Origin of the sequence: Sphingomonas sp., from assembly GCF_023266535.1 — a bacterium.
In the GTDB taxonomy this organism is placed as follows: domain Bacteria; phylum Pseudomonadota; class Alphaproteobacteria; order Sphingomonadales; family Sphingomonadaceae; genus Sphingomicrobium.
In genome coordinates, this window is the sequence record NZ_JAHFPY010000018.1 from 1 (window position 1) to 19,765 (window position 19,765).

General features: G+C 64.4%; 16 protein-coding genes and 1 pseudogene. 4 read left to right on the top strand and 13 right to left on the bottom strand.

All coding sequences use genetic code 11. The features are described from left to right. Positions 1-357: 357 nt before the first annotated feature. Both Q0C64_RS04240 and Q0C64_RS04245 read right to left on the bottom strand, forming a co-directional pair. Positions 358-1,146: a phosphatidylcholine/phosphatidylserine synthase gene (locus Q0C64_RS04240; RefSeq protein WP_294121047.1), complete on the bottom strand. Its 789-nt coding sequence runs from the start codon at positions 1,144-1,146 to the stop codon at positions 358-360. Next, complete coding sequence (locus Q0C64_RS04245) at positions 1,143-1,874, bottom strand: phosphatidylserine decarboxylase (RefSeq protein WP_294121049.1); 732 nt, start codon at positions 1,872-1,874, stop codon at positions 1,143-1,145. Before Q0C64_RS04245 ends, Q0C64_RS04240 begins: the two co-directional genes overlap by 4 nt. Before the next feature lie 112 nt (positions 1,875-1,986). Here Q0C64_RS04245 and Q0C64_RS04250 point away from each other — a divergent pair, with 112 nt between their 5' ends. The 3 genes from Q0C64_RS04250 (at position 1,987) to Q0C64_RS04260 (ending at position 5,604) form a co-directional block, all read left to right on the top strand. Then, positions 1,987-3,216 carry an NADP-dependent isocitrate dehydrogenase gene (locus Q0C64_RS04250; protein WP_294121050.1) on the top strand — a complete coding sequence of 410 codons (1,230 nt, stop codon included), beginning with the start codon at positions 1,987-1,989 and terminating at the stop codon, positions 3,214-3,216. 173 nt (positions 3,217-3,389) lie between these two features. Beyond that, the gene (locus Q0C64_RS04255) at positions 3,390-5,183 is read left to right on the top strand and encodes a cation:proton antiporter (protein WP_294121051.1); all 1,794 of its coding nucleotides are present in this window, start codon (positions 3,390-3,392) and stop codon (positions 5,181-5,183) included. Between the two features lie 22 nt (positions 5,184-5,205). Continuing rightward, the gene (locus Q0C64_RS04260) at positions 5,206-5,604 is read left to right on the top strand and encodes an endonuclease domain-containing protein (protein WP_294121054.1); all 399 of its coding nucleotides are present in this window, start codon (positions 5,206-5,208) and stop codon (positions 5,602-5,604) included. On the opposite strand, the gene Q0C64_RS04265 is transcribed toward Q0C64_RS04260, so the two are convergent. From Q0C64_RS04265 to Q0C64_RS04280, 4 genes are read right to left on the bottom strand one after another with little or no spacing between them, the layout of a single operon-like run. Beyond that, the gene (locus Q0C64_RS04265) at positions 5,601-6,041 is read right to left on the bottom strand and encodes a GFA family protein (protein WP_294121055.1); all 441 of its coding nucleotides are present in this window, start codon (positions 6,039-6,041) and stop codon (positions 5,601-5,603) included. The two genes, Q0C64_RS04260 and Q0C64_RS04265, sit on opposite strands and share 4 nt — an antisense overlap. Next, positions 6,041-6,499 carry a hypothetical protein gene (locus tag Q0C64_RS04270; RefSeq protein WP_294121056.1) on the bottom strand — a complete coding sequence of 153 codons (459 nt, stop codon included), beginning with the start codon at positions 6,497-6,499 and terminating at the stop codon, positions 6,041-6,043. The genes Q0C64_RS04265 and Q0C64_RS04270 overlap by 1 nt, the downstream gene beginning before the upstream one ends. Beyond that, positions 6,496-9,153, bottom strand: a complete 2,658-nt coding sequence (alaS, locus tag Q0C64_RS04275) for an alanine--tRNA ligase (protein ID WP_294121057.1) — start codon at positions 9,151-9,153, stop codon at positions 6,496-6,498. Before alaS ends, Q0C64_RS04270 begins: the two co-directional genes overlap by 4 nt. A gap of 45 nt (positions 9,154-9,198) precedes the next feature. Then, positions 9,199-10,050: an NAD(P)-dependent oxidoreductase gene (locus Q0C64_RS04280; RefSeq protein ID WP_294121058.1), complete on the bottom strand. Its 852-nt coding sequence runs from the start codon at positions 10,048-10,050 to the stop codon at positions 9,199-9,201. Between the two features lie 48 nt (positions 10,051-10,098). On the opposite strand from Q0C64_RS04280, the pseudogene mtgA reads away from it, so the two are divergent. Beyond that, positions 10,099-10,818 (top strand): annotated as a pseudogene (mtgA, locus tag Q0C64_RS04285) (monofunctional biosynthetic peptidoglycan transglycosylase); the annotation flags it as partial. Positions 10,819-11,072: 254 nt separating this feature from the next. Here mtgA and dnaE read toward each other — a convergent pair. From dnaE to proS, 7 genes are all read right to left on the bottom strand, one after another. Beyond that, positions 11,073-14,516, bottom strand: coding sequence for a DNA polymerase III subunit alpha (dnaE, locus tag Q0C64_RS04290; protein WP_294121059.1), 3,444 nt, complete (start codon positions 14,514-14,516; stop codon positions 11,073-11,075). 69 nt (positions 14,517-14,585) lie between these two features. Then, entirely contained in the window at positions 14,586-15,089 is a 504-nt protein-coding gene (locus Q0C64_RS04295; protein ID WP_294121060.1) for a hypothetical protein, read from the bottom strand. Between the two features lie 73 nt (positions 15,090-15,162). Next, positions 15,163-15,642 (bottom strand): glutathione peroxidase, encoded by a 480-nt coding sequence (locus tag Q0C64_RS04300; RefSeq protein WP_294121062.1) that lies wholly within the window; start codon positions 15,640-15,642, stop codon positions 15,163-15,165. Then, a complete protein-coding gene (locus Q0C64_RS04305; protein ID WP_294121063.1) occupies positions 15,639-16,211 on the bottom strand; it encodes a hypothetical protein in 573 nt (190 codons plus the stop codon). Before Q0C64_RS04305 ends, Q0C64_RS04300 begins: the two co-directional genes overlap by 4 nt. Beyond that, complete coding sequence (locus Q0C64_RS04310; protein ID WP_294121064.1) at positions 16,211-16,885, bottom strand: ABC transporter ATP-binding protein; 675 nt, start codon at positions 16,883-16,885, stop codon at positions 16,211-16,213. Before Q0C64_RS04310 ends, Q0C64_RS04305 begins: the two co-directional genes overlap by 1 nt. Further along, complete coding sequence (locus Q0C64_RS04315; protein ID WP_294121065.1) at positions 16,878-18,128, bottom strand: lipoprotein-releasing ABC transporter permease subunit; 1,251 nt, start codon at positions 18,126-18,128, stop codon at positions 16,878-16,880. Before Q0C64_RS04315 ends, Q0C64_RS04310 begins: the two co-directional genes overlap by 8 nt. Beyond that, a complete protein-coding gene (gene proS, locus Q0C64_RS04320) occupies positions 18,125-19,447 on the bottom strand; it encodes a proline--tRNA ligase (protein WP_294121067.1) in 1,323 nt (440 codons plus the stop codon). Before proS ends, Q0C64_RS04315 begins: the two co-directional genes overlap by 4 nt. Positions 19,448-19,765: the final 318 nt, after the last annotated feature.

Sequence of the window (19,765 nt, forward strand, 5' to 3'; positions counted from 1 at the left end):
TCGGTGGAACCGTGTCACCAGCCGTTCGGCTGGCACCGGTATGGTGGTTCCACCTGTGGGATGCGCGGGCCCCTAGCCGATGAAGCGAATGATATCAAGCGCTTCCGTGTTATCGGGTACACAGGAACGAACGCAGAACAAAATGGCTTGACGGCATGAGAACATTATAGGAACATTGGCGACAACACAGGGAGGAATGTCCGATGTTCGCTACCTTCATCAGCCTGGCAGTGATCAGCTTCGCCATTGCCGGCCTCAAGGACCTTGCCCGCCACGATGGCGCCAAGATCATCGCCGCGATGCGGGGCTAATCATGGGCCGCGGAAGTACGCCCTGCCCGCCCAACGGTCGTCCGGTTCAGCTCGCCGGAGCGGGCGGCGGAACCGGCCTGGCCTGAGCTGCGCGCCGCTGCTTGACGCGGCTGTAACTGGCATAGCTCAGCGGCAGCAGGGCCAGATAGACGACGGAAATTCCAAGCAGCGTCCACCATGGCTCGTTGATCAGAGCCGCGCCGAACAGGGCCACGCCAGCCAGCGCGAACAGGCGCCAGCTCGGGCGGATGCGGATCGACGACCAGCTGAAGGTCGGCAGGCTGCTGATCATCAGCAGGGCGACGAACAGGATCCACGGCATCACCAGGGTCCAGTGGCGAAACCATTCGTTCCCGCTGATCAGCCACAGATAGAATGGCACAAAGGCCAGCCCGGCGCCGACCGGCGCGGGCACGCCGGTATTGAAGCCCGCCGACTTGTGCGGCTGGTCCTTGTTGTCGATCCGGGCGTTGAACCGCGCCAGGCGGAGCGCGCAGCAGACCGCCAACGCCAGCGCCACGGTCCAGCCAAACTTGGGCGCTTCCTTCAGGGACCAGAAGAAAATGATTAGCGCCGGTGCCGTGCCGAAGGCGATATTATCGCTTAGGGAGTCGAGTTCGGCGCCGAACTTGCTCTGGGCGCGGAGCAGGCGGGCGATGCGCCCATCCATGCCGTCGAGCACCCCGGCAAGGATGATCGAGCCCAGAGCCTTCTCCCATTCGCCGGAAAAGCCGAAGCGGATGCCGGTCAGCCCGAAGCACAGCGCCAGCGCGGTGATCGCGTTGGGCAGGAATGCGCGGAACGGGAGGCCGGTGCGCTCGGCGGGGTCGGTCATTGACTGATCCCGCGCCGCTGCGGATCGACACCGAGCTCGCCGATTATGGTTTCGCCGGCGATGGTCCGCTGGCCGAGCAGCACCTGGCTACCGGTGCCCGCGGGCAGGAATACGTCGACCCGGCTGCCGAACCTGATCAGGCCGACGCGCTCGCCAGCCTCGACCCGGTCGCCTTCCTTGACGAACGACAGGATCCGCCGCGCCACCAGCCCGGCGATCTGGGTGAAGCCAATCCTCACGCCGTCCTCGCGCTCGACCAGGAAATGCTGCCGCTCATTGTCCTCGCTGGCCTTGTCGAGGTCGGCGTTGAGGAATTTGCCCGGCACATAGGCGATGCGCCGGACCGTCCCGGCGATCGGCGAGCGATTGATGTGAACATCGAACACGCTCATGAAAATCGACACGCGGGTGAACTCCCCGGTGAGGCCACCCTCCCCGGCCAGCTCCAGCGGCGCGGTCACTCGGCTGATCATCGTCACCAGCCCGTCGGCGGGCGCGACGATCAGCTTGGGATCGCTTGGCGTGGTGCGGATCGGATCGCGGAAGAATGCCGCCACCCAGATGGTCAGGCCGATCAGCAGCCAGCCGAGGAAATGATTAACCACGGTATAGATCGCCAGGGCGGCGAAGGCGGCGACCAGCGTATATTTGCGCCCCTCCGGATGGACCGAGGGAAAGCGCCATTTGACGGTGGTGAGGTGGCTGTTGGGCTTGTCGATTTCGGGCATGGCGCCGTTCATTAGGCACAAGCGGAACGAGGAGCAATGCGCGATGGTTGCCTATCGCGCGGCGTCTGCTTAAGGCGCGCGCCGAAGCACAAATCCGCACAGGTAAGAGAAAATGGCCAAGATCAAGGTGAAGAACCCGGTCGTCGAGCTCGACGGCGACGAGATGACCCGCATCATCTGGCAATGGATCCGCGAGCGGCTGATCCTGCCCTACCTCGATATCGACCTCAAATATTATGACCTTGGCATCGAGAAGCGCGACGAGACCGACGACAATATCACGGTCGAGGCAGCCGAGGCGATCAAGCAATATGGCGTCGGCGTCAAATGCGCGACGATCACCCCGGACGAGCAGCGGGTCGAGGAATTCGGCCTCAAGAAGATGTGGAAGTCGCCCAACGGCACGATCCGCAACATCCTGGGAGGCACCATCTTCCGCGAGCCAATCGTCATCCAGAATGTGCCCAGGCTGATCCCCGGCTGGACCGACCCGATCGTGGTCGGCCGCCACGCCTTCGGCGACCAGTATAAGGCGACCGATTTCAGGGTGCCGGGCAAGGGCAAGCTGACCATCAAATGGGTCGGCGAGAGCGGCGAAGTGATCGAACATGAAGTGTTCGACTTTCCCGAGGCGGGCGTCGCCATGGGCATGTACAACCTCGATGCGTCGATCCGCGACTTTGCGCGGGCGAGCCTCAACTATGGCCTCCAGCGCGGCTGGCCGGTCTATCTCAGCACCAAGAACACCATCCTCAAGGCCTATGACGGGCGCTTCAAGGACATCTTCCAGGAAATCTACGACGCCGAGTTCAAGGCGGCGTTCGAGAAGGCTGGCATCGAGTATCAGCACCGCCTGATCGACGACATGGTCGCCTCGGCGCTGAAGTGGAGCGGCAAGTTCGTCTGGGCCTGCAAGAATTACGACGGCGACGTCCAGTCGGACCAGGTTGCCCAGGGTTTCGGCTCATTGGGCCTGATGACCTCGGTGCTGATGACGCCGGACGGCAAGACGGTCGAGGCCGAGGCGGCTCACGGCACCGTCACCCGCCATTACCGCCAGCACCAGCAGGGCAAGGCGACCTCGACCAACCCGATCGCGTCGATCTTCGCATGGACCGGCGGTCTCAAGTTTCGCGGCCGGCTCGACGACACGCCCGACGTAGTCCGCTTCGCCGAGACGCTGGAACGTGTCTGCGTCGAGACGGTCGAAAGCGGCAAGATGACCAAGGATCTGGCGCTGCTGGTCGGCCCGGAGCAAGCGTGGATGACCACCGAGCAATTCTTCGAGGCGATCCGCGAGAATCTCGAGACCGCCATGGCCACGGAATCGGTCGGGGCTTAATTTCCGCTCCTCCCTGCGCCAAAGGCGTGGGGAGGTGGCAGCCCTTCAAGGGCTGACGGAGGGGCCTAGTGCCTTGCAATTTGGCCCCTCCACCGCTCTTCGAGCGGTCCCCCTCCCCACCACAGTGTGGCAGGGAGGATGACTAAAGGGCCGAGCCCTGCTTAAACGCCACTATGGCGGGCGGATTTCACATCACACCGGCACTCTCCGACGCGCTGACGATCCTCGGCGCGGCGGGAATCGTCATCCCGACCTTCGCCCGGTTCAAGATCAACCCGGTGATCGGCTTCATCCTGGTCGGCATCATCGCCGGGCCGTTCGGGCTCGGCGCGCTGACCGACCGCTATCCCTGGCTCAACTGGGTTTCGATCACCGACCCGGAAGGCATCGAGCCCTTCGCCGAGCTCGGTATCGTCCTGCTGCTGTTCACGATCGGGCTGGAGCTCAGCCTCCGCCGGCTGATGGCGATGCGGCGCATGGTGTTCGGCATCGGCGCGGCCGAAATGATCCTGATCGCGGCGCTGATTGGCGGTGTGCTCGTGCTGTCCGGCTGGGCGCTGCAGAGCGCGGTATGGCTGGCGCTGGCGCTGGCCATGTCCTCGACCGCGCTGGTCCTGCCGATTTCGGGCACGCAAGGCGCCGTCGGGCGAGCGGCGCTGTCGATGCTGCTGTTCGAGGATCTGGCGCTGGTGCCGATGCTTTTCCTGATCGGCGCAGCCGGCGGCGCCGCGACCAGCAGCCTCGGCCGCATCGCGCTGGAGGGGTCACTGGTCATCCTCGCCATCCTGGTCATCGGCCGCTTCATCCTGCCCGCCTTGTTCGCCCAGGCGGCGCGGTCGAAAAAGCCCGAGCTTTTCCTCGCCATTTCGCTGTTGGTGGTGATCCTGGCCGCGGCCGTCACCGGATCGGTCGGCCTGTCGCCGATCCTCGGCGCGCTGGTGGCCGGCCTGGTGATTGCCGAAACCGACTATCGCAATGAGGTCGAGCTGGTGATCGAGCCGTTCAAGGGCCTCGCGCTGGGCGTGTTCCTGATCACCGTCGGCATGCGGATCGACGTTGGCGCGCTGGCGGAGGACTGGCCGGAGCTGCTGGGTGGGCTGGCGGCGGTGATCCTGGTCAAGGCGCTGGTGACGGGCCTGTTGCTGCGGATGGCCGGCGCAACACGTGGCGTCGCCGCCGAAACCGGCCTGCTGATGGCCAGCCCGTCGGAAACCACGCTGATCGTGCTCGGCGCCGCCGGTGTCGCCGGGATTCTGGGCGCGGACACCGTCGCCTTCTGGTCGGCCGCGACGGCGATCGGCCTCACCATAACCCCGCTGCTGGCCAGCGCAGGACGCTTCACGGCGCGGCGGGTCGATCATGCTGCCCTGGCCAATGAGGAGGTCGGCCCGACCGCCGGCAAGACCGTCATTTTCGGTTTCGGCCGGGTCGGGCGAATGGTCGCCGACATGCTGACCGAGCATGGCCAGCCCTATCTTGCGGTTGACAGTGACATCGATGGCTTCACTGAGGCCAGAAAGTCTGGTTATTCCGTGCTTTACGGCGATGTCTCAAGACGCGAACTGATCGAGAAATTGGACCTCGACCAGGCCAAAGCGGTGGTGTTGACGATGGATGATCCGGTGCTGACGGCCCGGGTCGCCAAGCGGCTGCGCGCCGAGCATCCGGAAACGCCGATCATTGCCCGCGCCCGCGATACCGATCATGCCGCGGCCCTCTACCGGGCCGGCGTGACCGATGCGGTGCCCGAAGCGCTGGAGGCCTCGCTCCAGCTCAGCGAGGCGGTGCTGGTCGATATTGGCGTCGCGATGGGCCCGGTCATCGCCTCGATCCACGAAAAACGCAGCGAACTGCGCGCCGACATCATGGAAGCCGGCCAGCTCGATGTAGAGCCGAGCCTCGGACGGCGGCGGGCCCGCGATTCCGTCAACAATTCCTCCCCGGCACGGGGAGGTGGCGGCACATAGTGCCGACGGAGGGGCTGGCACAATGCTGACAGGGCCGGGAGCAACCATCGGCAAAGCCAAAAAGCTACGGCAAAAAATGACGCTGCCCGAAGTGATCCTTTGGCGCGAACTTCGTAAGCGACCCGGAGGCATCAAATTCAGGCGGCAACATCCCGCCGGTCCGTTTGTCCTCGATTTCGCCTGTCTTGAGTCCCGGCTGGCAATCGAGATCGATGGCGAAGTTCACAGCATGGGTTCACGACCGGCTCACGACGAAGCGCGAGACATTTGGCTCGCCAATCAGGGGTTTCGAACAATGCGAATAGCCGCGCGAGACGTCCTTGCCGACTTGAACGCCGTGCTTCAATTCATTCTGGGGGAGTGCAAACCCCTCCACCACCCTTCAGGTGGTCCCCCTCCCCGTACCGGGGAGGAGTTTTAGGCGGCTGGATCGAACCTAAGCGTTCCGGCGGTGTAGGTGGTGTGGGTCGGATTGTCGCCCGGGTGGCGCTGGCCGTCAAAGACCACCACTTCGCGGAAATCGAACGGCGAGACGCCCTCCAGGCAGGCGACATTGACGCCCAGCTGGCTGGGGTTCGATCGGCGCTTGTGATGGGTGTAAATCCCACAATTCCGGCAAAAATGATGCTCGGCGGTGTTGGTGTTGAAGCGGTAGGTCGCGAGCTGGTCGGCGCCCTCATCGATGGTGAAATCCTCAGCGGTCGATGTCACCGCGATCGCCCCCCGCATCCGGCAGATGGAGCAGGTGCAACGCCTCGCCGAAGCAAAGCCGAGCGGCAAGCGCGCCGTGAACTTCACCGCCCCGCAATGACAGGAGCCGTTGAGCGTGACAGGGTCGGAGGATTGCATGTCAATCATCAGTAAAACCGACAGCGGCCGATCGTGTAAGCGATCGCCGTGATCGCGGGTCGGTAGACACCGGGACCCAAGGCTTCATCCGTACGGATTTTCACTGCATCGACGCCATCTAGCTCGGCGATTACGTCAACCGAGAGAGACTCAAGGGCGGACTGGTTGTTCGCGACCAACGCCGCCTTCACATCACCGGAAAGACCTCTGGCCTTCTTCACCGTGGTCGCCTTCAAGATCTGAGGAACGCTATTCCTGCAGGTGAAGTCGTCATTCATGACACTCACGCTATTGGGATGCTTGGTCTGAAGCTCGATGTAATAGCCGACGACAACCTGACCCATCGTCGCGTCGGGGTTGAGTTCGCCTCTGTCGTTGGCATCGGCAATGCGCGTCAGCCTTGCGGGAGGGTCCGCTACGCTCGCCGTTATAGCGATTGAGACGACGGCGACCGCAAGGAATGTCACGCCGCCACCTTCTCTAGTGCCTTGCGGACAGCCTGCAGCGCTTCTTCGGCCTTCGAGCCGGAGGGCCCACCGCCCTGCGCCATGTCGGGACGGCCGCCGCCGCCCTGCCCGCCCATGGCTTCGACCGCGGCCTTGACCAGCTCCACCGCCGAAACCTGCCCAACCAGATCGTCGGTGACGCCCACCGCGACGCTGCCGCGGCCTTCGTTGACCGCCACCAGCGCGGCGACGCCGCTGCCGAGGCGCTGTTTCATGCCGTCGACCTCGCCACGCAGCCCCTTGGGATCGAGGCCCTCGACCACCTGGCCAAGGAAGGCATGTCCTCCGACCTGTTCGGGCCCCGCCGCTTCGGCCTTGCCCCCTCCGCCCATGGCCAGCGCCTTTTTGACGTCGGCGAGCTCGCGCTCGAGCTTGCGGGCATTCTCGACCAGCGCGGCAACCCGGGCTGGAACCTCGTCAGGCGAAGCCTTCAGCGCCGCCGCGGCTTCCTTGAGCTTCTCGTCGCGGCCATTGAGCCATTGCCGGGCCGCTTCGCCGGTCAGCGCTTCGATCCGGCGCACACCCGATGAAACCGCGCTTTCCGAGACGATCTTGAAGATGGCGATGTCGCCGGTCGCGGCGACATGGGTGCCACCACACAGCTCGACCGAATAAAAGCGGCTGTCGTCCTCGCGGCCCATGCTGAGCACGCGGACCTCGTCGCCATATTTCTCGCCGAACAGGGCCAGCGCCCCGGACTCGACCGCCTCGTCCGGGGTCATCAAGCGGGTGGCGACCGGCTCGTTGGCGCGGATTTCGGCGTTCACATCGGCCTCGATCAGGGCGATTTCGTCGCTTGTCAGTGCTTTGGGGTGCGAGAAATCGAACCGCAGGCGGTCCGGCGCGACCAGGCTGCCCTTTTGCGTCACATGCTCGCCAAGCCGGTTGCGCAGCGCGGCGTGGAGCAGATGGGTCGCGCTGTGGTTGGCGCGGGTCGCTGTACGCCGCTCGATGTCGACCTGCTGCAGCAGCACGTCGCCGACACTGACCGCACCTTTAGCCACCCTCGTTTTGAGCGCGTGCAGCTTGCCCAGTGGTTTCGACGTATCCTGAACTTCGCCTTCGAACCCTATGAGCGAACTAAGTTTTCCGGCATCGCCAACCTGCCCGCCGCTCTCGCCATAGAAGGGCGTCTGGTTGAGGATGATGGTGACCGTTTCGCCCTGCTTTGCGTCATCGACTCGATCACCTTCCTTGACCAGGGCCAGCACCACGCCCTCGCCTTCATGGCCCGAATAGCCGGTGAATTCGGTCGCGCCGACCTCCTCGGCGATATCGTACCATAGCTCGTCGGAGGCCTTCTCTCCTGATCCCTTCCAGGCGGCGCGGGCGGCGGCCTTCTGTTCGGCCATGGCGACATCAAAGCCGGCGCGATCGACGTTGAGGCCGCGGGCGCGGAGCGCGTCCTCGGTCAGATCGTAGGGGAAACCAAAGGTGTCATAGAGCTTGAAGGCGGTCTCACCGGGCAGCGTGCCGCCCGCGGCCAGGTCGCCGGTCGCCTCGTCGAGCAGCTTGAGGCCGTTGGCCAGCGTCTGGCGGAAGCGGGTTTCCTCCTGCAACAGCGTCGCCTCAATTAGCGGCTGGGCGCGGACTAGCTCGGGATAAGCGCTGCCCATTTCGGCCACCAGCTCGGGCACCAGGCGCCACATCAGCGGCTCCTTGGCGCCGAGCAGATGGGCGTGGCGCATGGCGCGGCGCATGATGCGGCGCAGGACATAGCCGCGCCCCTCATTGGCCGGCAGCACGCCGTCGGCGACGAGGAAGCCCGAGGCGCGAAGGTGATCGGCGATGACCCGGTGCGAGGCTTGTTGCTGGCCCTCGGCGCGGGTCCTGGTAAGCTCTTCCGAAGCGGCGATCAGCGCCTTGAACGTGTCGGTGTCATAATTGTCGGTGACGCCCTGCAGCACCGCGGCGACGCGCTCGAGGCCCATGCCGGTGTCGATGCTCTTCTTGGGCAGCTCGGAGACGATTTCGCCCGCCGCCTGCTCGAACTGCATGAACACCAGGTTCCAGATCTCGACGAAGCGGTCGCCGTCCTCGTCGGGGCTGCCCGGCGGGCCGCCCGGGATGTGATCGCCGTGGTCGTAGAAAATCTCCGAACAGGGACCGCAGGGGCCATCGTCGCCCATCGCCCAGAAATTGTCCTTGGTCGGGATGCGGATGATGCGGCTTTCGGGCAGGCCGGCAACCTTCTTCCACAGGTCGAACGCTTCGTCGTCGGTGTGGTAGACGGTCGCGGTCAGCCGGTCCGGATGAAGCCCCCATTCCCTGGTGATCAGTGTCCAGGCGTGATGGATCGCCTGTTCCTTGAAATAATCACCGAAGGAGAAATTCCCCAGCATTTCAAAGAAAGTGTGGTGGCGCGCGGTGTAACCGACATTGTCGAGATCATTGTGCTTGCCGCCGGCACGGACGCATTTCTGCGACGAAGCTGCGGTCACATAGGGGCGCGTCTCGAGGCCGGTGAAGACATTCTTGAACGGCACCATGCCGGCGTTGACGAACATCAAGGTCGGGTCGTTGTGCGGCACCAGCGGTGCCGATGGCACCCGCGCATGGCCGTTCCGTTCGAAATAATCGAGGAAGCCGCGGCGGATGTCGTTGGTCGATGTCATAAGAAAACAGATACGGTTCTTGCTGCATTGCGGCAAGACGTGGTGTCAGCGCGACGGAAGCGGGTCCCAATCGCCGGCCAGGCAGGAGTCGATGCCGTATCGCGGGATGAAGCCCAGCTCGCGCGCCGCCAGACCGCCGTCATAGACACGGTCGATCGAGCTCGGTGGTAGCCAGCCGTTTGACGTCATTTCCTCAATCAGGCCGGGGCAGCGGCGCGCGATCATCGAAGGCGCATCGCGGACCAATTCCTCGCAATCCTCGGGCCGGAAGGGCGTGGCGGCGCTGATGACATAGGTAGCCGCTGATCCGGAGCGCGCCAGCGCCAAAGCATGGGCCTCGGCGACATCCCGGCGGTCGATGCCGCGATAGAGGCGGTACCAGGCCATATCTTCGGCCGGTTCAGGGAAGCAGCGCGACATGCGCAGTGACGTCACGCACATCGTGCCACCCGCTGTCGCCACCAGGCGCTCCGCCTCTAGTTTGGTTTCATCGTAGATATCGCGGGGCTCGGGCTCGCGCCGCTCGTCAACCCAGGCGGCCTTTCCCTCGGCTTCCAGAGCATGGCCGTAGAGCGAGGTGGTGCTGGTCAGGACGAAGTGACCGGCATTCATCGCCAGAGCCAGGTCGATCAGCTGCGCCGTCGCCTCGACATTGGTCCGGCGGAAGTCCGCATCGCTGTGCATGCCAACGTGCGGCGCGTGGAGCGCGGCAGTATGAATGATCGCTTCGATGCCACCGAGCCGATGACGCCACGCCGCCACGTCGCCGCAATCGCCGACAATGGCGACATGTTCGCCAGGCTTCAGGTCGAGCCCGATGACGTCATGGTCCGCAGCAAGACGCGCGGCGACGCCGCTGCCGATCAATCCCGCCGCTCCGGTCACCAGGACGCGCATGCCTCTCCCCTAATTGCCACCACGACAAAGGCTGATTAGGCATCGGTCATGGCCAAGCGTTCGTCCAGCATCCCGACCTACAAGCGCCGACGCAAGGGCCGCCGCGGCCTGTTCGGCTGGATCTGGCGAATCGTCCTGTTCCTGCTCCTGTTCAGCATCGCCTGGGTGGCCGTCTACCGCTTCGTCCCGCCGCCGATCACGGCGACGATGCTCGGCGATTTCTTCGCCGGGCGCGGGGTCAACAAGGATTGGATGAACCTCAACGAGATGGACCGCGACATGGTCCGCGCCGCGATCGCCGCCGAAGACGGAAAATTCTGTCAGCATTCGGGCTTTGACTGGGACGCGATCAGCGATGCTGCCCGCCGCAACGCCTCGGGCGGCCGGATCCGCGGCGGTTCGACCATCAGCCAGCAGACCGCCAAGAACGTCTTCCTGTGGCAGGGCGGCGGCTATGCCCGCAAAGGCGTGGAAGCCTATTTCACCTTCCTGATCGAGCACCTCTGGGGGAAGCGGCGGATCATGGAGGTTTATCTCAACGTCGCCGAGACGGGGATCGGCACCTATGGCGCCAACGCCGGGTCGGAGCGCTATTTCGGCCATGACGCCAGCGCGATGAGCCCGACCGAGGCGGCGCGGATCGCGGCAATCTTGCCGCTGCCCAAGAAGCGCGGTGCAATTGCGCCCAAAGGTTTTACCCGCCGCTATGGCAACACCATCGCCGCGAGGATCGGGCAGGTCCGCCGCGACGGGCTCGACGCCTGCGTCTACGCTGGTTCGACCGCGCCCAAGGACAAGTCGCCGCCGCCGTCCAAGGCGCCGCGCGAGCTGCCGGGCGAGGAATATGAGACGGCGACCCCGCCGCCACCCGAAACGTCGGTCGACGAAACGCCGATCGAGCAGCCGCCGCTAACTTCAACGGCGGAAAATGAGGTGGTTGCGACGCCCCAGCCCGAAGCCAGCGAGCCGGCTGCAGCCTCGCCGCCGGCGGAGCAGCAATCGCCGCCTGCGACGCCGGCGAACTAGCCGACCAGGGCGAGCCTGGGCGGTTCTTGAGCGCTGAGTTCGACCGCGCCCTCGCCGAGGATTCGGGTCAGCCGCGCAGCAAGGTCGGCATCGAGGTTGAAGTCGCGGCCCAGCAACAGGCTTGCCTCCCGGCCCCCGCTGACCGGCACGGTTGCGCGGACCATCCCATTGCCGCCCTTGGCCGACGCCAGTTCGCTTGCAATCAGCGGGATAAAGCCGGCATCGGCCAGGTGCAGGACCAGCTGCAGGCGCGACCGCTTGGCCAGGCTGTCGAGCGGCTGGAAGCGCTTGATCGCCACCCGAGGCGTCTCGTCGCCCGGCCGGCGATCGAGCTCGACGGTCAGAAGGCCACACGCGCCCGACTTGGCGGCGCTTTCCAGCGCGGCCGACGGCTCGTCATCAAACACCATCGCTTCATATTGGCCGGACGCATCGGATATGGTCGCCATCAGGTAGCGGCGGCCCTTGGCCGACGTCCGCCAGCGCGTGCTTTCGACCAGGCCAGCCATGGTCGCCGACGAGCGCCCTTCGGTCAGCGGCATTCCGGACAGTTCGGCAAAGCTGCGCACCTTGTGCGCCGCCAGCAGGTGGCGCTGGGCATCGACCGGATGGGCCGAGAAGTAGAAACCAAAGGCCTCGCGCTCGGCCGCCATCCGCTCGGCCAGGGTCCAGCGCGCGTCGCGTGGCAGGCGAATCGGCGCCACACCGCTGTCCGAACCGCCACCGAACAGGCCATGCTGGCCGCTGGTCCGCTGGTCGTGAGCGGAGGCGGCATGGGCGAGGATCGTTTCGGCGGCGGCGAACACCGACGGGCGATCGGCGTTCAGCGCATCAAAGGCTCCTGCCCCGGCCAGGCTTTCGAGCTGACGGCGGTTGAGCAGCCGGGGATCGATCCGCTCGGCAAAATCATCCAGCGATTTGAAGAGGCCTCGCCCTGCCCGCTCCGCGACCAGCGCTTCCATCGCCTTTTCGCCAACGCCCTTGAGCGCCCCCAATGCGTAACGCACCTTACCGTCTTCAACACTGAACGCCGCTTCGGACGCGTTGACGTCAGGCGCCAGGCATTCGACTCCGCTCCGTCGGATATCCTCGACGAACAGCGACAGCTTGTCGGTTTGGGCCATGTCGAAGCTCATCGACGCGGCGAAAAATTCGGCGGGATGATGCGCCTTCAGCCAGGCAGTGTGATAGGCGACCAGCGCATAGGCCGCGGCGTGACTCTTGTTGAAGCCGTAGCCGGCAAATTTGTCGATCAAGTCGAACAGCTCATTGGCCTTGATCGGCCCAATGTCATTCGCGGCGGCTCCTTCGATGAAGCGGGCACGCTGCTCGTTCATCTCGCTCTGGATCTTCTTGCCCATCGCCCGGCGCAACAGGTCGGCTTCGCCAAGCGAATAGCCGGCCAGCACCTTGGCCGCCTCCATTACCTGCTCCTGGTAGACGAAGATGCCGTAGGTCTCCGCGAGCACGCCTTCGAGCATCGGGTGCGGGTATGCGATCGGAACGCGGCCGTTCTTGCGGTCCCCAAACAGCGGGATGTTGTCCATCGGGCCCGGCCGGTAGAGCGAAACCAGCGCGATAATGTCACCGAAGTTCGACGGGCGGACCTGCGCCAGCGTCCGCCGCATGCCTTCCGATTCCAGCTGGAACACACCGACCGTATCGCCGCGCTGGAGCAGTTCGTAGACCGAAGGATCATCCCACGGCAGCGAGGCGAAATCGACCTCGATCCCGCGCTGGGCGAGCAGCCGCTGGCCTTCCTTCAGGACCGACAGGGTCTTCAAACCGAGGAAGTCGAACTTCACCAGGCCCGCACTCTCGACATATTTCATGTCGAACTGGGTCACCGGCATGTCCGAGCGCGGATCGCGGTAGAGCGGCACCAGCTCGCTCAGCGGCCGGTCGCCAATCACCACGCCGGCGGCATGGGTCGAGCTATGGCGCGGCAGGCCCTCCAGCTTCATCGCCAAATCGAACAGGCGCTTTACGTCCGGGTCGCCGCGATACTCTTTCTCCAGCTCGGCAACGCCATTGAGGCTTCGCTCCAAGGTCCAGGGATCGGTCGGATGATTGGGCACCAGCTTGGCCAGCCGGTCGACCTGGCCATAGCTCATCTGCAGCACGCGCCCGGTGTCCTTGAGCACCGCGCGCGCCTTCAGTCTCCCAAAGGTAATGATCTGGGCGACCTTGTCGCGGCCATATTTGCCCTGGACATAGGCAATGACCTTGTCGCGGTGGGTTTCGCAGAAATCGATGTCGAAGTCGGGCATCGACACGCGTTCCGGGTTCAGGAACCGCTCGAACAGCAGGTTCAGCTCGATCGGGTCGAGGTCGGTGATGGTCAGCGACCAGGCGACGACGCTGCCGGCACCCGATCCGCGGCCCGGCCCGACCGGAATGTCGTTGGACTTGGCCCATTGGATGAAGTCGGCGACGATCAAGAAGTAGCCGGCGAACCCCATTCGAGTGATGACGTCGATCTCGAAATCGAGCCGCTCGCGATATTGCTGCCGCTCTTCATCCGGCCTGTCCGCCAGCCGCCGCTCCAGCCCGGCGTGCGCCTCGCGCCGCAGCGTCTCGTCCTCGTCGTCGCTCAATCGAGGCAGGATCGGCCGGCGCTGAGGCGCCGCCACCGCGCAGCGCTGGGCGATCACCGCCGTATTGGCGATCGCTTCGGGCAGCTCGGCGAACAGCTCCGCCATCATCGGGGCGGACTTCAGCCAGGCTTCCGGCGAGGAGGTCCGTCGATCGCTGTTCTCAACATAGGTCGACCCGGCGATGCACAACATCGCGTCGTGCGCGGCATGGAATTGGGGCTCGGCATATTGCGCCGGGTTGGTCGCGACCAAGGGCAGGTCCAGCGCATAGGCCAGGTCGATCAGGCGGGCTTCCGCGGCCTCCTCGGCCGGATCGCCGCGCCGCGACAGCTCAATGTAGAGGCGGTCGGGAAACAGCGCCTTCAAGCGCCCCGCATAGGTTCCCGCCTTGTCGGCCTGTCCGTCAGCGAACAGGCGGGCCAACGCACCCTCGCCGCCAGCGGTTAGAGCGATCAGCCCCTCGGTCGCGCCCTCGAGCGCGGCGAAGGGCACATGGGGTTCCTGCTCGATCGGGCGATCAAGATGCGACGAGGACACCAACCGGCAGAGATTGTCGTAGCCGGCCTCGTCCTGGGCCAGCAGCACCAGCCAGTCGAGCGCGCCCGGCGGGCCGATATCGTCGGGCCGCGCCAGCGCCAGCATCGCCCCGACAATCGGCTGCACGCCTTCGGCCATGCAGGCTTCGCCGAACGGCATCGCCGCGTAGAGGCCGTTGCGGTCGTTAAGCGCGATCGCCGGAAAGCCGAGCTTCTTGGCCTGCTTGGCGATTGCCTTCGGCTCGATGGCGCCCTCGAGCATGGTGAAGGAGGAAAAAACGCGAAGCGGAACGTAGGGCGCGGACATTGCCCGCGACTATGGGGAATGCGCTCCCGAATCGCCAGCGCTTGGGCCGGACTTATCCCCAGTTTTACGTCAACCCTTTGGCTTCGCCTTTGGGTGATAGGTGAAGTCGAAATTGGTCGACCAGGTCACCCCGAAATCAGTCGACTGCTCGCCGAACTGCCGGACGGACCCGTCGCCATTCTTCGAATAGGTCATCCGGATGATCGCGTCCTTGCCGGGGCCGTTGACCCCTTTCCAGTCGCCAACCAGCACCATCTTGCCGTCGACCAGTCCGCCGACAAAATCGACCCGTGCGTTGGAGCTGTCGACCCAGGTCTGCCGCCATCGTCCGTCGACATAATTGTTGAGACTGCCGCCCCCGGCGCTCTGGAGCGGCATCCAATTCTCCCGCACCACGCAATTGCCGTAGAGCTTTTCGATACGGCTGTTGGCGACGACGTTTGTCTTGCCGGTCGGAGTAACCTCCCATTCGCCGACCCAGAAATCGAACTGGTTATGCTCGGGCGCGGAGCAGGCGGGCGGCGGCGGGGCCGGCGCCTGCAACAACATCAAGGCTAAGGTGGCTACGATCATATGGACCTCCCGCCGTCACGCTTCGGGGTCCACCGCCGGTCGGCAAGCCGATTTCGACGGAACGCGGGCTGGCTTAGAGCACCGCCTCGATATCGCGCGTCAGATCCTCGGGCTTGGTCTGCGGCGGGTAGCGTTTCAGCACCTTGCCGGCGCGGTTGATAAGGAATTTGGTGAAATTCCACTTGATCGACCTGGAGCCGAGCAGGCCGGACGCTTCATCCTTCAGATATTGGTAGATCGGCGCGGCATGGTCGCCGTTGACGTCAATCTTGCCCATCACCGGGAAGCTGACGTCATAGGTCAGCTTGCAGAAATTGGCGATTTCCTCGGCATTTCCGGGCTCCTGCGAGCCGAACTGGTTGCAGGGAAAGCCGATCACCGAGAAGCCCTTGCCGTCATATTTGCGCTGCAGCGCCTCGAGCCCCTCATATTGCGGGGTGAAGCCGCATTTCGAAGCGACGTTGACGACCAGCATCACCTCGCCCTTGTGCGAGCTAAGATCGGTGGTCGACCCGTCGGGCGCGGTGACGGGGATGGAGGTGATTTCGGTCATTGCCGCTTCTCCCAGTAATCGGCTTGCTGGCGCTGAATCTTGCTGAATACCTCCGCTGCCCGCTCGATGTTTAGCAATTGCGGTACGCGGCTTAGGGCAGGCGTCCAGGAGTCCATTCCTCTGTGAAACCCTCGAGAGGTCCAGTCGCCATCACCGAAGCGAATCGTACCCCGCCCCGATCGACGTTCATTCAGGGTCATCGGCGGCAGGTCCGAGATCATCAACGCAGTGGTCTTCGAAAACATGCCGATCCGTTCAATGATGATCCTTTGGTCGGTCAGTTCATAGCGAGTCCCACGACGAACCCAGATGTCGACCAGAAACCGACCAAACACGAAATACAGCCCAACCAAAACAAAAGGGATGCCCCACACGGCAAAAAAGCCGGGCGCACCAATTGTGAGGACGCTTGCCTCCCAAAAGATTGCAAAACCGCACCAAAGAAAACTGAAAGGGATCAAAAATACATCTCTTGCTGAAAACAGCAGTCCGCCTCCGGGCTGCCCCTTCCAGAGCGTCCTTTCTCCCGGCAACCGCATCTGGAATCGCGCGGCAGTGTAGTCACTCACTACTCCAGCACTCCTTCATGGAGCCGCACGACGCGGTCCATCTTGGCCGCGAGGCGCTCATTGTGGGTCGCGATCAGGGCGGCGCTGCCTTCGCCGCGGACCAGGGCGAGGAATTCGGCCAGCACTCGGTCAGCGGTAACCTCATCGAGGTTGCCGGTCGGCTCGTCAGCCAGCACTAGCGGCGGGCGGTTGGCCAGGGCGCGGGCGACGGCGACGCGCTGCTGCTCGCCGCCGGACAGCTTGGCCGGGCGATGGCCCCGCCGCTCGGCCAGCCCAAGCTTGTCAAGCAATTGCGTCGCGCGGGCGCGGGCGGTGACGTCATCTGTGCCGTGGATGATCTGCGGCAAGAGGACATTTTCGAGCGCGTCGAAGTCGGGCAGCAGGTGGTGGAACTGGTAGACGAAGCCGAGCGTGTCGCGGCGGAGCGCTGTGCGGCCGTCATCGTCTAGCGTGGACGCTTCCCGGCCGGCGATGCGGATCGAACCCTCGAACCCGCCTTCGAGCAGCCCGACGGCCTGCAGCAGGGTCGATTTGCCCGACCCGGATGGACCCAATAGCGCAACAATTTCACCCGGTTGCACGGCGAGATTGACATCGCGCAACACCTCGATCGTCACCCCGCCCTGGGTGAAGCTGCGCTTCAGGCCGCGGGTTTCGAGGACCGGCTCACTCATAACGCAGCACCTGCACGGGATCGGTGTTGGCGGCGCCGCGCGCCGGGAACAGGGTGGCGATATAGGTCAGCACCAGGGTCACGCTGATGATCGCCGTCACTTCGACCGGATCCGTCCGCGCTGGTAGCTCGGTCAGAAAGCGGACCGAGGGATCCCAGAGGTTCTGGCCGGTGATCAGCTGGATGAAATCGACCACGCCCTGACGGAAAAACAGGAAAATCGCACCGACAATCGAGCCGATGACGATGCCGATCAGGCCGATGGTGAGGCCCACAGTCATGAAAATCTTGAGCATCGAGCGGCGGCTGGCGCCCATGGTCCTCAAGATAGCGATGTCACGGGTCTTGGCCCGCACCAGCATGATCAGTGAGCTGGCGATGTTGAACGCGGCGACCAGGATGATGATGCACAGGACGACGAACATCGCGATCCGCTCGACCTCCAACGCCTCGAACAGCGCCGAATTCATCTGCTTCCAATCGACGATTACGCCCCTGGTCTGGACCAGTGGCTGAAGCGGCGCGAGGATCTGGCCGACCTTGTCCGGATTATCGACCTGGAGCTCGACCATGCCGACCTGGTCGCCGAGCAGCAGCAGCGTCTGGGCGTCCTGCATCGGCATAATGACGAACGCCTCATCATATTGATAAATGCCGACCTCGAAGATGGCGCCGACCGTGTAGCTGACGATCCGTGGGACCGTCCCGACCGGAGTCGAGCGCCCTTCAGGGCTGATCAGCGAGATTTCCGAGCCAGGATAGGCGCCGATCGCCTTGGCCAGCTCGGATCCGATCGCCACGCGGCCGCTGCCCGGGGTGACAGTCCTGATGTCGCCGGAAACGATCTTGCCATTAAGCACGGGGTTGGTGCGGATATCCTCGAGCGTATTGCCACGGACCAGCACGCCTTCGACCCGGCCGTTGGCCGAAGCCATCAGCGGCTGTTCGATCAGCGGCTTGGCAGACTCGACGCCAGGGATTTTGCGCGCGGCATCGGCAATCTGCTGCCAGTTGCTGAGGCGGCCGTCATAGCCCTGGACGATGGCGTGGCCGTTAAGCCCGACCACCTTGTCGAACAGCTCGGCGCGAAAGCCGTTCATGACGCTCATGACGATGATCAGGGCGGCGACGCCCAGCGCCACCGCGCCAACCGAGAAACCCGCCACGACGAAGACGAACCGCTCGCCCTTGACCGGGACCAGATAGCGCTTGGCAATCATCTTCTCATAAGCGTTGAGAATCATGCGGTTAGACGCTCCAGCGCAGATTCGATCGAAAGTTCCTGCTTCTCGCCCGAGCCGCGGCTCTTGAGCTCGACCAGCCCCTGGGCGAGCCCGCGCGGTCCGATGATCAGCTGCCACGGCAGCCCGATCAGGTCCATCGAACCCAATTTGACCCCGCCCCGCTCGTCGCGGTCGTCGTAGAGCACCTCGACGCCGGCGGCGGTCAGCCTGCCATAAATGTCATCGGCGGCAGCGACCGACGCCGCGTCGTCGCCGCGCATGGTAACCAGTCCGACTTTCCACGGCGCCACCGCTTCCGGCCAGATAATACCGTTATCGTCGTGGCTGGCCTCGATGATCGCGCCCACCAGGCGCGACACGCCGACGCCGTAGCTGCCCATTTCGGGCGCCACGATCGATCCATCGGGCCCGGAGACCTTGAGGCCCATCGACGCCGAATATTTGGTGCCGAAGTAGAAAATGTGCCCGACCTCGATGCCGCGGCCCTGTCGCTGACGGTCCAATGCCACCTCGGCCCAGCGCGCCTCGTCGTGGGTTTCGTCGGTTGCCGAGTAGGTCGAGCTAACCTGGTTGAACAGCGCCTCCAGCCCCGCCGCATCGTCGTAAGTGAGGCTGGCCTGGGCCCAGTCGAACTCCTCGAACGCGGCGTCGTAGAACACCTCGCTCTCGCCGGTCGGGGCGAGGACGATGAATTCATGGCTGAGATCGCCGCCGATCGGTCCGGAAGCGGCCTTCATCGGCACGGCGCGGATGCCCATCCGCTGGAAGGTGCGCAGATAGGCCAGCAACTGCTTGTAATAGCTGAGCCGGGCTCCAGCTTCGTCCAGGTCGAACGAGTAAGCGTCCTTCATCAGGAATTCGCGGCCGCGCATCACGCCGAAGCGGGGGCGGACCTCGTCGCGGAACTTCCATTGGATGTGATAGAGGGTGCGTGGCAGGTCGCGGTAGCTCTTGGCGCCTTCCTTGAAGAGATCGGTGATCATCTCCTCATTGGTCGGGCCGTAGAGCATTTCGCGGTCGTGGCGGTCCTTGATGCGAAGCATTTCGGGGCCATAGGCGTCGTAGCGGCCCGACTGGCGCCACAGGTCGGCCGACTGCAGCGTCGGCATCAGCATCTCGATCGCCCCGGCCCGATCCTGCTCCTCTCGGACGATCTGCTCGATCTTCTTCAGGACCCGGAAGCCGATCGGCAGCCAGGCGTAAATGCCGGCGGCGGTCTGGCGGACCAGGCCGGCGCGAAGCATCAGCTTGTGGCTGACTATCTGCGCGTCGGACGGGCTTTCCTTCAAGACGGGCAAGAAAGTGCGGGAGAGACGCAAGTCGGACGGCTTTCTGGGTTGGTGTTGCGATATTTGCCGCTGTCCTAGAGAGGCGTCTCCGGCAAGGCAATCGCCGCAAAGGCTGTGGCACGGTGGTCACAGCTTGATGAAGAATGTGTCCGCCATGCTCGAATCGGCGTGACAAGACTCGCTCGCCGCGATTAGCCAATGCCCACGGACGTGGTCGTCAGGCCGGAAGTCCGGGGAGGAGCCGACGCCGGTCAGGGGGCCGAGGCGCTTCGAAACTTCCAAGGGGGCTGACGAGCAATCGTCACGCAAGGACGCCCGGGACTAGCTCCCGGGCGTTTTTGTTTGCGC

Excerpts from the sequence above, each read along its gene's own strand:
- dnaE (WP_294121059.1), bottom strand. The coding sequence starts at position 14,516 with ATGTCCGCGCCCTACGTTCCGCTTCGCGTTTTTTCCTCCTTCACCATG.
- Q0C64_RS04250 (WP_294121050.1), top strand. The coding sequence starts at position 1,987 with ATGGCCAAGATCAAGGTGAAGAACCCGGTCGTCGAGCTCGACGGCGAC.
- Q0C64_RS04295 (WP_294121060.1), bottom strand. The coding sequence starts at position 15,089 with ATGATCGTAGCCACCTTAGCCTTGATGTTGTTGCAGGCGCCGGCCCCG.
- Q0C64_RS04310 (WP_294121064.1), bottom strand. The coding sequence starts at position 16,885 with ATGAGTGAGCCGGTCCTCGAAACCCGCGGCCTGAAGCGCAGCTTCACC.
- Q0C64_RS04280 (WP_294121058.1), bottom strand. The coding sequence starts at position 10,050 with ATGCGCGTCCTGGTGACCGGAGCGGCGGGATTGATCGGCAGCGGCGTC.
- Q0C64_RS04265 (WP_294121055.1), bottom strand. The coding sequence starts at position 6,041 with ATGATTGACATGCAATCCTCCGACCCTGTCACGCTCAACGGCTCCTGT.
- Q0C64_RS04260 (WP_294121054.1), top strand. The coding sequence starts at position 5,206 with ATGCTGACAGGGCCGGGAGCAACCATCGGCAAAGCCAAAAAGCTACGG.
- alaS (WP_294121057.1), bottom strand. The coding sequence starts at position 9,153 with ATGACATCGACCAACGACATCCGCCGCGGCTTCCTCGATTATTTCGAA.
- Q0C64_RS04240 (WP_294121047.1), bottom strand. The coding sequence starts at position 1,146 with ATGACCGACCCCGCCGAGCGCACCGGCCTCCCGTTCCGCGCATTCCTG.
- Q0C64_RS04245 (WP_294121049.1), bottom strand. The coding sequence starts at position 1,874 with ATGCCCGAAATCGACAAGCCCAACAGCCACCTCACCACCGTCAAATGG.
- Q0C64_RS04315 (WP_294121065.1), bottom strand. The coding sequence starts at position 18,128 with ATGATTCTCAACGCTTATGAGAAGATGATTGCCAAGCGCTATCTGGTC.
- Q0C64_RS04255 (WP_294121051.1), top strand. The coding sequence starts at position 3,390 with ATGGCGGGCGGATTTCACATCACACCGGCACTCTCCGACGCGCTGACG.
- Q0C64_RS04300 (WP_294121062.1), bottom strand. The coding sequence starts at position 15,642 with ATGACCGAAATCACCTCCATCCCCGTCACCGCGCCCGACGGGTCGACC.